The organism is uncultured Pseudoalteromonas sp. (assembly GCF_963922945.1).
Taxonomy (GTDB): Bacteria; Pseudomonadota; Gammaproteobacteria; order Enterobacterales; family Alteromonadaceae; genus Pseudoalteromonas.
The window spans coordinates 83,245-98,140 of sequence record NZ_CAWUKC010000004.1 but is presented as its reverse complement, the minus strand read 5'-3'; the positions used below and the strand labels follow the sequence as shown (position 1 = coordinate 98,140).

At 41.4% G+C, this 14,896-nt stretch carries 13 protein-coding genes; 2 read left to right on the top strand and 11 right to left on the bottom strand.

Features of this window, described 5'->3' with window-relative positions; translation table 11 throughout:
• Window positions 1-209: 209 nt before the first annotated feature.
• Window positions 210-1,481 carry an aromatic amino acid transport family protein gene (locus AABI99_RS01865; RefSeq protein WP_338362959.1) on the top strand — a complete coding sequence of 424 codons (1,272 nt, stop codon included), beginning with the start codon at window positions 210-212 and terminating at the stop codon, window positions 1,479-1,481.
• Between the two features lie 74 nt (window positions 1,482-1,555).
• On the opposite strand, the gene speD is transcribed toward AABI99_RS01865, so the two are convergent.
• The 10 genes from speD to AABI99_RS01815 all read right to left on the bottom strand — a co-directional run bounded on the left by speD (window position 1,556) and on the right by AABI99_RS01815 (window position 13,081).
• Window positions 1,556-2,368 carry an adenosylmethionine decarboxylase gene (speD, locus tag AABI99_RS01860; protein ID WP_004588193.1) on the bottom strand — a complete coding sequence of 271 codons (813 nt, stop codon included), beginning with the start codon at window positions 2,366-2,368 and terminating at the stop codon, window positions 1,556-1,558.
• Between the two features lie 88 nt (window positions 2,369-2,456).
• Window positions 2,457-2,870: an OsmC family protein gene (locus tag AABI99_RS01855; RefSeq protein ID WP_338362953.1), complete on the bottom strand. Its 414-nt coding sequence runs from the start codon at window positions 2,868-2,870 to the stop codon at window positions 2,457-2,459.
• Between the two features lie 149 nt (window positions 2,871-3,019).
• Entirely contained in the window at window positions 3,020-3,367 is a 348-nt protein-coding gene (locus tag AABI99_RS01850) for a DUF3802 family protein (protein ID WP_338362951.1), read from the bottom strand.
• Between the two features lie 140 nt (window positions 3,368-3,507).
• Window positions 3,508-4,977 (bottom strand): succinylglutamate-semialdehyde dehydrogenase, encoded by a 1,470-nt coding sequence (gene astD, locus AABI99_RS01845; protein WP_338362949.1) that lies wholly within the window; start codon window positions 4,975-4,977, stop codon window positions 3,508-3,510.
• Between the two features lie 16 nt (window positions 4,978-4,993).
• Window positions 4,994-6,010, bottom strand: a complete 1,017-nt coding sequence (gene astA, locus AABI99_RS01840) for an arginine N-succinyltransferase (protein WP_338362948.1) — start codon at window positions 6,008-6,010, stop codon at window positions 4,994-4,996.
• A gap of 82 nt (window positions 6,011-6,092) precedes the next feature.
• Entirely contained in the window at window positions 6,093-7,298 is a 1,206-nt protein-coding gene (locus AABI99_RS01835; RefSeq protein ID WP_338362947.1) for an aspartate aminotransferase family protein, read from the bottom strand.
• Between the two features lie 443 nt (window positions 7,299-7,741).
• The gene (locus AABI99_RS01830; protein WP_338362946.1) at window positions 7,742-8,902 is read right to left on the bottom strand and encodes an HDOD domain-containing protein; all 1,161 of its coding nucleotides are present in this window, start codon (window positions 8,900-8,902) and stop codon (window positions 7,742-7,744) included.
• 46 nt (window positions 8,903-8,948) lie between these two features.
• Window positions 8,949-9,530, bottom strand: coding sequence for an aminodeoxychorismate/anthranilate synthase component II (locus AABI99_RS01825; protein WP_338362945.1), 582 nt, complete (start codon window positions 9,528-9,530; stop codon window positions 8,949-8,951).
• A 124-nt stretch (window positions 9,531-9,654) separates the two neighbouring features.
• Window positions 9,655-11,928, bottom strand: coding sequence for a bifunctional diguanylate cyclase/phosphodiesterase (locus tag AABI99_RS01820; protein ID WP_338362944.1), 2,274 nt, complete (start codon window positions 11,926-11,928; stop codon window positions 9,655-9,657).
• Between the two features lie 163 nt (window positions 11,929-12,091).
• Window positions 12,092-13,081 carry a zinc-dependent alcohol dehydrogenase family protein gene (locus AABI99_RS01815; protein ID WP_338362943.1) on the bottom strand — a complete coding sequence of 330 codons (990 nt, stop codon included), beginning with the start codon at window positions 13,079-13,081 and terminating at the stop codon, window positions 12,092-12,094.
• 301 nt (window positions 13,082-13,382) lie between these two features.
• On the opposite strand from AABI99_RS01815, the gene AABI99_RS01810 reads away from it, so the two are divergent.
• Entirely contained in the window at window positions 13,383-13,622 is a 240-nt protein-coding gene (locus AABI99_RS01810; protein ID WP_338362942.1) for a YdcH family protein, read from the top strand.
• Window positions 13,623-13,764: 142 nt separating this feature from the next.
• Here the strand turns inward: AABI99_RS01810 and AABI99_RS01805 are convergent, their stop codons facing one another.
• On the bottom strand, window positions 13,765-14,592 hold the full coding sequence (locus AABI99_RS01805; RefSeq protein ID WP_338362941.1) for an SDR family NAD(P)-dependent oxidoreductase: 828 nt from the start codon (window positions 14,590-14,592) through the stop codon (window positions 13,765-13,767).
• Window positions 14,593-14,896 lie beyond the last annotated feature (304 nt).

The window sequence follows — 14,896 nt, the reverse complement described above, 5'->3', positions numbered from 1 at the left end:
GGCGTGTTGGGTTTCGCTTCGCTCTACCCAACCTACAACTGTGCTGGTTGAGGTATTTGTTTATTTTTACAGCGCTGTTTCGTATTCATGACACTTTTGCTGCTACGGCGTCTAATTAATTAGTCTACAAAACGCCTCAAAACATGAAAGTTTTAGCTAAAAACTATATTCTTGCGCGCGATTATTATTTAAATAATGGATGAGCACACATGACACCATCACAAGATGCAACGCTTTCAAATGCATCAACAACAGGTAAACACACACCAACTTCTAAATGGAACCTGCACGATACGCAGTGGACTTTAAGCCTTTTTGGTACCGCAGTGGGCGCGGGCATTTTATTTTTACCTATCAATATTGGTATAGGCGGGTTTTGGCCGCTGATTATTCTAGCAAGCTTAGCCTTTCCTATGACCTTTTTAGCACACCGCGGCTTGGCCCGCTTTGTGTTGTCGTCTAAAAATAAAGATTCTGACTTTACCGATGTAGTTGAGGAGCACTTTGGTGTAACCGCAGGTCGGTTAATCTCTTTATTATACTTTTTGTCTATATTTCCCATTTTGCTTATTTACGGCGTAGGCTTAACCAATACCGTTGATAGCTTTATGGTGAACCAAATGGGCCTTGAGTCACCTTCTCGCGTGTTGCTTTCGGGTGTATTAGTTGCCGGTATGATTAGCCTAATGATGGGCGGCGAGCGCTTAATGCTTCGCGCGTTCGCTATTTTGGTTTACCCACTGGTAGGGATTTTATTTTGCTTATCGCTCTATTTAATCCCTAGCTGGCAAATACCTGATATGAGCCTACCTGAGGCGGGCAGCTTTACTAAAACGCTGTGGTTATCTATTCCTATTATCGTGTTTTCGTTTAGTCATGCGGCGGCTATTTCAAGCTTTGTAAACGTACAGCGTGGGCATTATGGCAATCAGGCCACTAATAAGGCTGAAGCTATTTTAAAGCGCACTAGCTTACTGCTTATTGTATTTGTACTGCTGTTTGTGTTTTCGTGCGTGCTTTCGCTTACTAGCGAGCAAATGGCTGCTGCTAAAGCGGCTAACGTATCGATTTTATCTTACCTTGCTAACATCACCAGTAATTCGTTTATTGCCACGCTTGGCCCACTGGTTGCCTTTATTGCGATTACCTCATCGTTTTTAGGGCACTTTTTAGGGGCTCGCGAAAGCTTTACCGGTTTGGTGACTAAGCAAACAAGCTTAAGTGCAAAAGTAGCCGACAAAATTGGCGTACTCATTATGTTTTTTGCTATTTGGTTTTGCGCGGTTAAAAACCCAAGCATTTTAGACATGATGGATCAGCTCTCTGGCCCTATCATTGCGATGATTTTATTTATTATGCCAATGATTGCCGTATACAAAGTGCCTGCGCTGAGTAAATACCGCAACCGCTTAAGTACCTTGTTTATACTTGCTGTGGGCTCACTGGCCGTATGTGCGCTTATTTACAGCATGATTAATTAATAAATAGAACACCCATTAAAAATGGCGCTCATTGAGCGCCATTTTTAATACAACTACATTGCTTTTTAAACTGTTTATTCTGCGTCGGGTAGGTTACGACCGTAGAATATTTCCTGCATTTCGCGGGTTAGTTTAGAGCGAATTTCTTCTTCTTCTTCATCCGACAGCTCATCGGTAGACAGGCCGAATAAATAAGTATTTAAATCGGTTTCTTTCAACATCATTTTGGTGTGGAACAGGTTTTCTTGATACACGTTAACGTCCATCATTTGGTACGCTTCTTTGGTATCTTCTGTCATGAAGTTTTGAATCGAGTTAATTGCATGATCAATGTAGTGTTTAACCCCGTTTACGTCGCGGGTAAAACCACGCACACGGTAGTCAATCGTAACTACGTCTGACTCAAGGCTATGAATTAAAAAGTTTAACGCTTTAAGTGGCGAAATAATGCCACAGGTAGAGACTTCAATATCAGCACGGAATGTACAAATACCATCATCAGGGTGCGCTTCTGGGTAGGTATGTACACAAATGTGGCTTTTATCTAGGTGCGCTACAACAGAATCCGGTAATGGACCTGGTGCTTCATCGGCGTCATAATTTTGCTGCTCTTCTACCGGCTCTTCCGATACAAGAATAGTCACACTTGCGCCTTGTGGTTCATAGTCTTGGCGCGCCACATTTAGAATGTTAGCGCCAATGATATCTACAACATCACCTAATATGTCGGTTAGTCTATCTGCACTGTACTGCTCGTCGATATATTCAATATATTCTTTACGCTGTTGCTCGGTCTTTGCGTAGCAAATGTCGTAAATACTAAAGCTTAAACTTTTGGTTAAATTATTAAAGCCATGAAGTTTAAGTTTATCGAAGGGTTTGTTCATGATAAACCAACCTATAAATTAGTGAAATCTGCACCTGCAGAATGAAAAGTTCGCGGATTTTATACGAATTTTCCTCACGGAAAAAGCGTTATTTTACCTGTTCTTGCACAACTTCGTGGCTGTGGGTAATTTTCACTGTTTTATCAAGCATTAAAGCAACTGAGCAATACTTTTCTGCAGAAAGTGAAACCGCACGCGCTAGGTGTTTTTCCGACACATTATTGCCTGTAACCACAAAGTGTAAATTAATTTTAGTAAAGACACGAGGCGCCGTTTCGGCGCGCTCTGAGCTTAGTTGCACTTGCACGTCTGAAAAGTCTTGCTTAGCTTTTTTTAAAATACTAACTACGTCAACCGATGAGCAGCAACCAACCGACATCAATACCATTTCCATAGGGCTAGGTGCAGCACTGTCGCTACCCGCATCAAAAACGACATTGTGATTAGAATTAGAACGGCCAATAAAGGTATCACCTTCAACCCATTTTACATTTGCTTGCATGTGTATATCTCTAAATAGTTTTCATTGATTGTATAACAATCTGCAACGATACGTGAACGCTGAGATTAAATTTAGTGGTGTTATTAATAAGGCGAGAAGTAATAGGAGCGCAGTCATTAGGTTCTACTGCGCTGTGTTAACGGGTAACCTTAAGAGGTTTGTGTAACCGCGTTATCAAATAGGTTTTTAATAAGCCCTGCAAACTCATCTATAAAAGCATGCTGCTCTACAGTCACAGGTTGTGAGGTTATGCTACTAAGCACCTCTTGTAAGTCGTAAACAATACCATCAACCTCGCGCACTATTTGGCTACGTTGTTCGGTATTTAAGCTGGTGTGTTGCTCACAAATTAACATCACATTTTGCGCTATTACGTCTTCTATGAGCTCCATAACTGTGGGCGCACCGGGTTTGATTTCGCCTGGCTTCTCAAATAACGCTAAATTTTGAGTTAGATACATGATCAAATCATCGTACCCTTGCCTGTCTAAAACCATTGTGATTTTCACCTTTAAATAACTAATTGCATAGATTTAAGCAGAAAGTGCTGCTAATTACTAGCTTTGCGCGATACCAGTACAAAAAAAGCAGCCTAAGCTGCTTTTCTCATTCTTTATAACTAAAAATAGACTAGTAATTAATCTATTTTTAAGCCTGGGCTTAATGTTGCTGGCATGGTCACTTTTTCAAGCTCTACCGATGCTACAGGGTATGCACAGTAGTCAGCTGCGTAATACGCACTTGCTCTGTGATTGCCCGATGCGCCAATACCACCAAAGGGGGCAGCGCTTGATGCGCCTGTAATTGGGCGGTTCCAGTTAACAATACCAGCACGAATACGGCGTAAAAAGTGATTGTAGTCGGCTTCACTGTCGCTTAATAAACCTGCTGATAAACCAAAGCTGGTGTCGTTTGCTTTATCAATTGCGTGGTCAAAGTCATCAAAGCGGAACACTTTTAATAATGGACCAAAGTGCTCTTCATCTGGAAAATCGCTAATTGCTGAACACTCAATAATACCCGGAGTTACAAAACCAGTATTGGCTGTGTGCTTAAGCTCTACTAGTACTTCACCGCCAAGCTCAACAAGCTCGTTTTGCGCTTTTACCATGCCTGCAGCAGCCGCAGATGAGATCATAGAGCCCATAAATGGCTGTTCTTCATCATCGTAGTAGCCTACTTTAATCGCTTTAGTCGCCGTAATAAGGCTTGCTAAAATGTCATCGCCTTGTTGGCCTTTAGGTAAAAATACTTTACGTGCACACGTACAACGTTGGCCGCTTGAAATAAACGCCGATTGAATAATATCGTGCACCACTGCTTTAGTATCAGCCACATCTTTAATAATAAGTGGGTTATTGCCACCCATTTCAAGCGCTAAAATTTTACCCGGTTGACCTGCAAACTGCTCATGCAAAATATGACCTGTGCGCGAAGAACCAGTAAAGAATAATCCATCTATGCCTTTATGCGCAGCAAGGGCTTTACCTGTTTCTACTTCACCCTGCACAAGGTTAATTACACCTGCAGGTAAACCCGCTTTTTCCCATAATTTAAGCGTAAGCTCTGCCACCATTGGCGTAAGCTCAGATGGCTTAAATACCACTGTGTTACCAGCTAAAAGCGCTGGCACAATGTGGCCATTTGGTAAGTGCCCAGGGAAGTTATATGGGCCAAATACGGCAACTACACCATGTGGTTTATGGCGGATCATCGCACGCCCTACTGGCATAGCGTTTTCTACATCGCCAGTGCGCTCTAAAAATGCTTTTTCAGAAATGGCAATTTTACCCACCATAGCGCCTGCTTCTGTGCGCGTTTCCCACAGTGGCTTACCGGTTTCTTGAGCAATTGCCACAGCCAGCTCTTCGCTGTGCTCTTTAAGTGTTGCAGCAAAGGTTTTAACTATCTCTAAGCGTTCGTTAAAGCTTTTATCAGCCCAGCTGTAAAATGCTTCGCGCGCTGCATTAACCGCGCTATCTACTTGCTCTGCAGTAGCTGAAGATGCCTGCCAAATAACCTCGTTATTCGCAGGGTTTACTGAATTAAATTCTGTACCTTGGCCTTGTGACCACTGGCCATTAATAAATTGTGCAGGATGAGTCATTATACTTTCTCCTAAATTAAACTGGGGTTGCGCTAACGGTGTCGCCTGATTGTAGCTGTAGGGCATCGGCTATTTGCTGCGATAAAACAAGAGAGTTTGCGCGCTCATCAAAGCTAAGCGCTGCAACTGTTGCACGGTAATCTTCTAGCTTGCCATTAGCAAGCAATACCATGGTATCGCCAGGTACATCGCCGATTTCTACTTTAAAGTCTTTCGCATTACGAATAGTGGCAATATTATCCACTTTTGCTTCTACTGTTGGGCCCGCATCAAAAATATCAACGTAGCCATTAAAGGTAAAACCTTCATTTTTTAATAGCTCAATCGCTGGGCGTGTGTTGTCGTGTACTTTACCAATCACCGCTTGTGCATCTTTGCTTAGCAAGTTTACATAAATTGGGTACTTTGGCATCAGTTCAGCAATAAACACTTTTTGCCCTATCCCTGTTAGGTAATCGGCGGTTGGAAAGTCCATTGAGAAAAAGTGCTCTTCTAGCCACTGCCAGAATGGGCTTTTGCCATTTTCATCAGACACGCCGCGCATTTCTGCTATTACTGTTTGTGCAAAGCGCTGCTCATGTTGTTTTATAAACATAAAGCGCGCTTTTGAAAGTAGCTTACCGTTACAGTTTTTACGATAGCCATCTTTCAAAAATAAGGTACATAGTTCTGTCGCACCGGTGTAGTCGTTACAAAGGGTCAATATATCAACCGCTTTGTAAACATCGAGTGTGCGTGATGAATGAATTACTTTACTTAAATGGTAATGATAGAACGCATCATCAAGCCCTACTGCAGCTTCAATCGCTGAAGTACCCACTACTTCACCGGTTTCGGTATCTTCAAGAACAAACAGGTAGCCTTCGTCACCAGGGTGTGACGTTTGTTTAGCAAATGAGCTTACAGAGTGGTCAATTTTCTTTTGCAGTAACTCTTCGTTTAACGGCAAAGACGTAAAACCATGACCCGATTCGTGGGCAATTTTTAATAACGCTGCGTAATCATTTTGCTGGATTGGGCGAAGGATCATCATGAGTCCGCTTGCTCCCTTATCAATAACGGTAAATAGAATATGCAGGGCAAGCTGGCTTGCCCTTTAAGATGGTGTGAGGCGCTTAAGCGTTTACTACGCTTGCTACTGCTTTTTCAAAACGCGCCATACCTTCGCGAATATCTGCTTCGGTGATCACTAACGACGGCGTAAAGCGAACAACATCAGCACCCGCTACAAGCGACATAAGCCCTTGTTCAGTACCGGCTACTAAAAACTCTTTCGCACGGCCTTTGTATTGCTCGTTAACCGCTGCACCAATTAATAAACCTTGGCCACGGATTTCGCTAAACACGTTGTATTTTTCATTTACCGCTGCAAGTAGCTCGTTAAATAATGCTGCTTTTTCTTTTACGCCAGCCAGTACTTCAGGGGTATTTACAGTATCAAATGCGGCTTCGGCTACTGCACATGCCAGTGGGTTACCACCGTAAGTAGAACCATGAGTCCCTACTTTTAAATGCTGTGCGATTTCAGTTGTAGTAAGCATGGCACCAATTGGGAAACCGCCGCCAAGTGCTTTAGCTGATGTTAAAATATCAGGCACTACATTAAGGCCTTGGTAAGCGTATAGCTCACCCGTGCGGCCTACACCTGTTTGTACTTCATCGAAAATAAGCAGTGCATTGTGTTTAGTACATAGCTCACGAACGCCTTGAACAAATTCATCAGTTGGCGAAATAATACCGCCTTCACCTTGCAGTGGTTCCATCATTACGGCACATGTTTTGTCACTAATTAGCGCTTCAAATGCAGCTAGGTCATTGTAATCACAATGTACGATGTCGCCTGGTTTAGGGCCAAAACCATCTGAGTATGCAGCTTGACCACCTACGGTTACGGTAAAGAACGTACGACCGTGAAAGCCTTTGTTAAATGAGATAATTTGTGATTTTTCAGCGCCAAATTTATCAAGTGCAAAACGGCGTGCTAATTTAAGCGCGGCTTCGTTTGCTTCTGCACCTGAGTTTGCAAAGTAAACTTTTTCGGCAAAAGTTGCATCAACCATTTTTTTAGCTAAACGAAGCGCTGGCTCGTTAGTCATTACATTTGATAAGTGCCAAATTTTTTCGCCTTGCTCTTTTAATGCACCTACTAATGCAGGGTGGCAATGGCCAAGACAGTTAACAGCAATACCACCGGCAAAGTCGATAAACTCTTTACCTTGTTGATCCCATACACGAGAGCCTTCGCCTCGAACAGGAATAACACTAGAAGGGGCGTAGTTAGGAACCATTACGTGATCAAATAATTCGCGATTGACTGTCATTTTTTTTCCTCTTAATTGTGAGCAACACAAAACATAAAATAGGTGTTTGGTTATAAATGTAACCAAGATATTTACGCGCTAAATAGCAAAAGATTGAGCGTAAAACTGTCTTGTGGTTCAATTTTCAGGCGCTCATTATTTCAGATATTTGTGATGCTGTCTCGTTAAAAACTTTCATGCAGGCCTTTAAAATTAAGGCCTTGGGATATTATTTCATAGATAGTGAATAACTATTTGCATAGAAAATAAATACCGTTATTTAAGACGTGTGCGCCTGCGCAGCGAGTCACGCCTTACATCAAGCACCTAAAGGAAGGTGTGTTTGAGGAGATGTTAATGAATGAATAGTCGCAAAAAAATTAACAAAAAATTCAATAAATAAAGAAAATTTAGCGCCACCAGTGGCAAATTACCGGTAAAAGGCCCAGTTAATAAGCTGCTTTTTAGTCAATTTGAATAGCGAGGTTGGTAAAATTGCTTGTTTCGAGGGTTTTTAACTCATTTTTAGTGAAGCCATGATACGAAAACCAAGTGTGCATCTCATCATCTTCGATAAGTTGATGTTGTTTTAGGTTTAAGTACTGCGAATAGCATCGTGCCTTTAGCATGACTTCACTCATCGGAAAAACATCATTACTTCGCTCAACACCATGAACCAGTTGCGCCATAACGTGATCAAACGGCAAGTACTGAAACGCCATTTTACGGATCACTTTAGCACTAAGCTCAAGCGACTTATTACTCAACAGTGTGGTTAAAAATAAGGGGTCGGGTTTTAACTCCATCAAGGCAGTGTGTAAATCTTTTTGCTGTGCTTCTCGCGCTATTTGCACCTTTCGTTGCCAAACCTGCTCAAATGTTTTTAAGTACAAACGCACTAAGGCTATACGCCCTAAATCTATAAGCATACCAAGCGTAAAGGCATGTATAGGGTTTACATCGTTAAGCTCTGCAATTTTTTGTGCAGCAATGGCATTGGCCATAGCGGCATCTCGCAGGCGGCGCTTTAATAGTGGAAATGGCTCTGTGCTGTGTGGCATCCAATGACGCACAGCAAAAGTAGGAATAACCAGCTGCAAGTTATCAAGACCAATGTAGCGCAGTGCAAGTGCGGGGCTATCTACTTTTACTGAGGTGGTTTTACTACGCTGCTTGCGATAATAAGGTAAGTTTACCAGCGACACTAATTCTCGTCCTAGCCAGCTAGAATCATTGACTAATGGTTCTAAACGCCTAACAGACACCGACTTAGTCGCAAGTATATCGAGCATAGTGGCAACGTTGTCTTCTATACCTATGGTGTTTTTAATTACACCATCCATATCTTTTAGTTGCTTAAAAATGGCTGTTTCTATTACTTTATGAAGCTGCTTGCTCGCTTGTGCTCGGTATTTATGGTGGGCAGTACTGTTTTGCTGGCGCTTTTGTTGAGCAGCGACTTCAACCTCTAATAACGTACGCTGCTTTATCGGCTCACCATAATCAATTGCGAGCGTGTGAATAAACCCTATTTGCTGATGTGCAAAAGCATGACCAAGCAGTAAATCATGGGCACGCTGGTCAAGCATTGAGGCAATTCGCTTTTGCGACGCAAGTTCTGTCATAAGGTCCATTCAGTGTAAATGTTACCGTTAGGTGGTTACTGTAAGGTTAGAAGCGAGATAAAAAGTTAGCAAGCAATTTTAGACCTTGCTCAGTTAAAATTGCCTCGGGATGAAACTGCACGCCTTCAAGAGCCAGCTCTGTGTGTAAAAGCCCCATGATCTCGTCAAATTCACCTTGCTCGGTTTGACTCCATGCTGTAATTGCGAGTTCATTAGGCAAGCTGTCTTTTTCGACTATTAACGAGTGATAACGGCATACAGTAAGCGGGTTATTTAAACCGCTAAATACGCCTTTATTTGCATGAACAATAGGCGAAGTTTTACCATGCATAACTTGCTTAGCACGAATCACCTTGCCACCAAGTGCTTGCGCTATACTTTGATGCCCTAAACAAATACCTAAAATAGGATACATGCCTTTTAGCTGCTCTACAACGCTCAGAGATACACCCGCTTCATTAGGCGAACAAGGGCCTGGCGATATAACAATATGCTCAGGATTGAGTTGCTTAATTTGCGCAACAGAAATTTCGTCATTACGCTTTACCAATACTTCTTGGTCTAAGCGCTGAAAATATTGTACTAAGTTATAAGTAAATGAATCGTAGTTGTCGATCATCAACAGCATTACATAACGACCTTATTTAAAATGGGTACTCTTTGCTCACATAGGTGGCGTGTACGTTAAGCGGTAGACGCTTTCACTCCTATTCTATCACTAATAATTACCCAACATACATGCGCAAAACGCCTTAAAAACTTACGCCTTTAGCTAAAAAAGCCTCAAACTCTTCGCCAGGGATTGGTCGGCTTAATAAATACCCTTGAATTAGGTCGCAGTTATACTCTTTTAGTTTTTCAAGTTGGGCATGCTCCTCTACCCCTTCGGCAATAATATCGAGCCCTAAGTTTTTTGCGAGCTGGCAAATACTCAACACTAAAGCTTGGTCGTGTTTATCTGTGGCCATATTGCGCACAAACGACTGATCAATTTTTAATTTATTAACCGGAAAACGCTGTAAGTAACCCAGCGACGAATAACCTGTACCAAAGTCATCAATTGATAAGCTAATACCCAATGCACTCAGCGCTTGTAGTACGGAAATGCCAAATTCTTCATCGTCCATAATGGCGGTTTCGGTAATTTCTAACTCAATTAAATGTGCGGGTACGTCAAAATGAGTGAGTCTTTGTTTTATACTTTGCACAAAGTTTTGCTGTGTAAATTGCCGTGCCGATATATTAATAGCCAGGCGTATATTTAAATTTTGCTGATGCCACTTTTTAGCTTGTGCAAAGGCACTATCGAGTATCCATTCGCCTAATGGCAATATAAATCCACTTTGCTCCGCAATTGGAATAAACTGCGCCGGAGAAACAAACTTCCCATCATCAAACCACCTAATTAAGCATTCGCAGCTGTTTACGGTTTGCGATTTAAGGTGCATTTTGGGCTGAAAGTACAGCTCAAACTGCTGTTTTTCAATGGCAGTATTAAGACGCCTAGCAATATGTAGTTGCTGGGCATGTTTAGCGCCGCTCTCAGTATTAAAATGAGCGTATGGAATGTTACGTTTTACCGCCTCTTCTAAGGCTATGTTGGCATGCAGTAGCAGCGTTTTATAGCTATTACTGGTAGGGTATCGTGTTACACCGCAGTTAAAGCTCATACGCATTTCACCGTACGGTGTATTAATAGCTTGGCTCAAGCGGCTTTGTACGCCTTTTAGCAAATCATCTAGGGTTATTGAGCAATCTTGCTCGGTGTAAATAACCACAAAGTTAGCATCGGCAATATGATAAAAGGTCAGTTTGTTTTTACTTTTAACCTGCTGCGAAAATTTATTAGCGCTACGCGATAAGTGCATAGCAAAGGCATTTATACACTCATTAGCACCCGATAAACCATATTGCTCAAGCAATAGCTTAAAGTGACTGACATCAATCAGCATTAAACTAAACGGTTGCTCAAGTGAAATCAGCTCATTAGTGTATTTTTCTAAACTGGCCTGGTTAGGCAGCTTTGAATATGGGTGATGAAAGGCTAAATACTCTAATGAGCGCTCTGCCTCAAATTGTTCTGTAACATCGCGTATGTGTATATCAAAGGCATCTATTTCTTGTAGCCAATGCACTTGATAAGTGAGGTAGTGGTTATCTAGCTGTGTATAAAAACGCTCAACATGATTAGCCGATTGCTTAGTTTGCATTAGCTGCTGCTTTATATTGGGGCTTAATAAGGCAATAGGTGTGGTATTTTTATCGCTTACATATGCTTTATGCATAGCAATAGCGGCAGGGTTAGCGTAATTAAGCTCAAGGGAGGCGCTTAAACTCACAATTGGATTCGGGTTACGGGTTGGAAATAGCGCTAAACGTTCGTTACGGGCACTAAGCTTTATAAATTTAGAAGCGTATCGGCCTGTATAAATACTTACCAGCACTATGGCAAACGTAAACAAAAACACAATATTTACTGTGGTGTGCAGGTTACTCTCTGTGTCTTTGTAGCCGCTATCAACAGCCTTTGAAATAACGGTTTCTGCATCACTTAGTCGGCCCATCACTTGAGCTTGTAGCTCGGTGAGCTGCTCTAGTTGTTCTCTGGCTAAATCCCAACTAGTACTGGGGCTCGATAGGTTTTCGTGTAATTTAAGCGCTAAGTCTAAGCCACGTTTAAACTCACTACTTAAGCTGCGCTCAAGTGCTAATGTGGTGTGGTTGTGATCTAAGTTTTTTATCAGCGCAAGTATGCGTACATGGTTTTCTAAAAAATCGATTAAATAAAGCTCACGCTTGTTGGTTGCGTAATACTCATATAATAAGCGTTCTTGCTTTACGAGGTAAGTTTCGATTAGTCGAATGTCGCGCAGCGCCGGAATTTGCTGCTCCATCAAAGTTGAAGATGTACGCTTTATGGTTTCTGCTTGATAGTACACCATCGCAGATAGAACTAAACCCACCAGCACAATACCGACATAAAACTGCTTAGCTTTACTGGCAAATTTATTAGTGAATATTTTCATATAAACGTTTGCTCCGGCCCTGAAATATTAACAAGTTATTTTAAAACGTAATTATATACGATTAATAAAAGTACTACTGTTTATATTTGGTTATAAAAGCGTGCGCAAACGTTAACCATAAAACAAAAAGAATATGGCCGGCGAAGATACCGGCCTTAATAATTTACTCTACCGAAATAACAACTTTACCCATGGCTTGACCACTTGCTAAGCGGTCATGTGCTTTAGCAGCGTCTTCTAAACTAAAGTCTTGCTCGTCAAGTACAGGGCGCATTCCGCCTGCTTCAACAATTTGCGCCAGTTGTGTAAGTTTGTCACCATGATCTTGACGGTTAAAATCATGGATCATTGGAATAAGCATAAAGATTACGTTTAACGATAACCCTTTAAAGTGTACAGGGCTTAAATCTAATTCTAATAAAGAAAGTGTTGTAGATACCTGTGCATTTAGCTTTGCTGCAGCAAATGAGTTAGTCAGGTTACCACCACCTACTGTGTCAAATACCATGTCAAAGCCCACATTGTTTGTGTGTTTTTCAACGTACTGCTCTACGGTTTCATCTTTAAAGTTTATGCCTGTAGCACCAAAGCTCTCAATAAGAGCTAGTTGCTCAGCATTACCGCCCGTTGAGTATACATCTGCGCCAAAGTGCTTAGCTAGTTGCACAGCTAAATGACCTACGCCACCTGCGCCGCCGTGTACTAATACTTTTTGGCCTGCGCTTACACTTGCACGCGTTAAACCTTCAAGTGCTGTAATACCGACTAGTGGAATAGCGGCTGCTTCTTTCATGCTAAGATTTTTAGGTTTGTGAGCAATTAAGCGCTTATCAGCAAGAATAAATTCAGCAAGTGCACCCGGTAAATCACCAAGGCCCCCCGCACAACCATATACTTCATCACCTACAGCAAAGTCTGTTACACCTTCGCCAACAGCTTCAACGGTGCCTGCAAAGTCCATCCCTAAAATGCCCGGTAACTTTGGAGCAAAAGGTAGGTCAGCACCCATTTGACGAATCATCATATCAATTGTATTTACGCTTGTTGCAGCAATGCGAACTAACACATTACCTGCTGTTACTTGTGGTTTTGCAACCTCAGCTGCTACAAACTCTTCAGTGCCACCAAAATTATTAATTGTCATTGCTTTCATAGGTATTGCCTCTGTTATCTGTTGATAAGTAATTATGTAATGAAGCTTCATTGTAGACACACCATTTAAAAATGATAATAAGGCTAATCACGCAATCAGTTTCAAAAAAATATTTATAATAGAGTTTAAAAATCACTCCATCACTGTTTAAAAGTAAGCGTTAAACAAAACCCTAGCCAGTCGTTGCGCTATACCCATTTAGGTTTGCTGTGGTTGATTTATGGTTGTGTGAACCCCAGAGTAATAAATGAAAAGGTAGTAATTCACTTAAATAACTCATTTATCCTACTAAGGAGCGACTATGTTAGGCGAAGACCACTCACTGACCAATGACTTTCCACAGCACCTAAATACCATTGCAGAGCTAAATAAAAACGACACAGAGTTTGCCAAAAAGGCAGATAAGTATGACAAGCTAGATAAAGAAATACGCACTTTAGAGCTTAAAGATGCACCCATTAGCGACGAGCAAATGAATCAACTAAAGCATGAGCGTTCAGAATTAAAAGATTGGTTGTACGAGCGTTTACAGCAAGAGTAATATTGCACAAAAAAAGAGTTCACCGTTAGGTGAACTCTTTGACGATCAACAAAGGGTAAAACATTTAAAGCACACATCGGCTTTATAAAAAACAACTAAGCCTTATAAGGCATGAGTAAAATCTTTTCGCGTTATTTTGCTACTAGCTATCAGCATTTAGCTGAGCAAGCAGGCTATCTAACGTATCAACTAACTGCTGATTTTTAGCAGGGTTGAGCGCATCTGGATGTGGCGGTGCAAAGCGCTCTGCATCGTTATCGAAATAAAGGCCAGTGGCATCTTTAAATTCGTCACTTAATGCGGCGCGGCAAAAAATATCAGCGCCTAGTTTTAAGTCGCCACCAGCAAGTCCATAGGCATCTTTTACCATTTTACTACCTAGTAACGACTTAGGGTTTACCGCAACAACTAATGGCCCACTGCCTTTAAGTGCTAAACCTAAATGACGCGACCACATAGTAATAGCTAATTTACTTTGTGCGTAGGCTGCACTATCTGATAGTGGTTTTTTGCCCACTAACGAGTCAAAGTTAACGCTTGATTGCGCAGCAGACGATACGTTTACCACGCGCGATTGTGTGTTCATCACAGGTAGGAGCAACTTAGTTAATAAATAAGGAGCAAATGTATTAACTGCAAAACGTGCATCTAACCCATCTACAGTCGTGATATTTGCCAATTTATAAACACCGGCGTTATTAATAACTACATCAAGTATTTTATTCGCGTTTTGTAAGTCGGCTAACACTGACTGAGCCAAGGTGTTTACTTGCGCCATATCGCTTAAATCGGCAATGTAGGTCGCTGTACTTGCTTGCGGGTAATCAGCGTTTAAGCTTGCTTGTACGGTGTTTAACTTCTCTTGACTGCGCCCGTGTAATAATACCGTGTGCCCTTGCGCTAGTAGCATTTTAGCGGTCTCTAAACCTATACCGTCGGTAGCACCGGTTAATAAAATTGTTTTTTTCATGTTGATCAATCCTTCTTTATTAAGACTTAGGCCATTGCATTAATTATTAATTACACGCGCATCAGCTCATTGCTATGTATTTAATAGTAGCATCACTTGTAATAACGAATAATTAGCCGCTTAGTAGAATCAGTTTATATAATTAATTGATAAACCTAGGCGCCTTTATATAAGTAGACATAGCACTGTGCTTTTGCTTGGGCGAATTTTGAACGTTTATTTGAAATACCGAGCAATCATTACTATTGTTTTTAAATTACCTTAATAGTAGTATTTATCATATAAATACACATTTCGAGAAAAC

Bases quoted from the DNA above. Each gene is read 5' to 3' on its own strand.
- astA (WP_338362948.1), bottom strand. From the start codon at position 6,010: ATGATGATCCTTCGCCCAATCCAGCAAAATGATTACGCAGCGTTATTA.
- AABI99_RS01835 (WP_338362947.1), bottom strand. From the start codon at position 7,298: ATGACAGTCAATCGCGAATTATTTGATCACGTAATGGTTCCTAACTAC.
- AABI99_RS01830 (WP_338362946.1), bottom strand. From the start codon at position 8,902: ATGACAGAACTTGCGTCGCAAAAGCGAATTGCCTCAATGCTTGACCAG.
- AABI99_RS01810 (WP_338362942.1), top strand. From the start codon at position 13,383: ATGTTAGGCGAAGACCACTCACTGACCAATGACTTTCCACAGCACCTA.
- speD (WP_004588193.1), bottom strand. From the start codon at position 2,368: ATGAACAAACCCTTCGATAAACTTAAACTTCATGGCTTTAATAATTTA.
- AABI99_RS01825 (WP_338362945.1), bottom strand. From the start codon at position 9,530: ATGCTGTTGATGATCGACAACTACGATTCATTTACTTATAACTTAGTA.
- AABI99_RS01815 (WP_338362943.1), bottom strand. From the start codon at position 13,081: ATGAAAGCAATGACAATTAATAATTTTGGTGGCACTGAAGAGTTTGTA.
- AABI99_RS01865 (WP_338362959.1), top strand. From the start codon at position 210: ATGACACCATCACAAGATGCAACGCTTTCAAATGCATCAACAACAGGT.
- AABI99_RS01820 (WP_338362944.1), bottom strand. From the start codon at position 11,928: ATGAAAATATTCACTAATAAATTTGCCAGTAAAGCTAAGCAGTTTTAT.
- AABI99_RS01855 (WP_338362953.1), bottom strand. From the start codon at position 2,870: ATGCAAGCAAATGTAAAATGGGTTGAAGGTGATACCTTTATTGGCCGT.
- AABI99_RS01850 (WP_338362951.1), bottom strand. From the start codon at position 3,367: ATGGTTTTAGACAGGCAAGGGTACGATGATTTGATCATGTATCTAACT.
- AABI99_RS01805 (WP_338362941.1), bottom strand. From the start codon at position 14,592: ATGAAAAAAACAATTTTATTAACCGGTGCTACCGACGGTATAGGTTTA.
- astD (WP_338362949.1), bottom strand. From the start codon at position 4,977: ATGACTCATCCTGCACAATTTATTAATGGCCAGTGGTCACAAGGCCAA.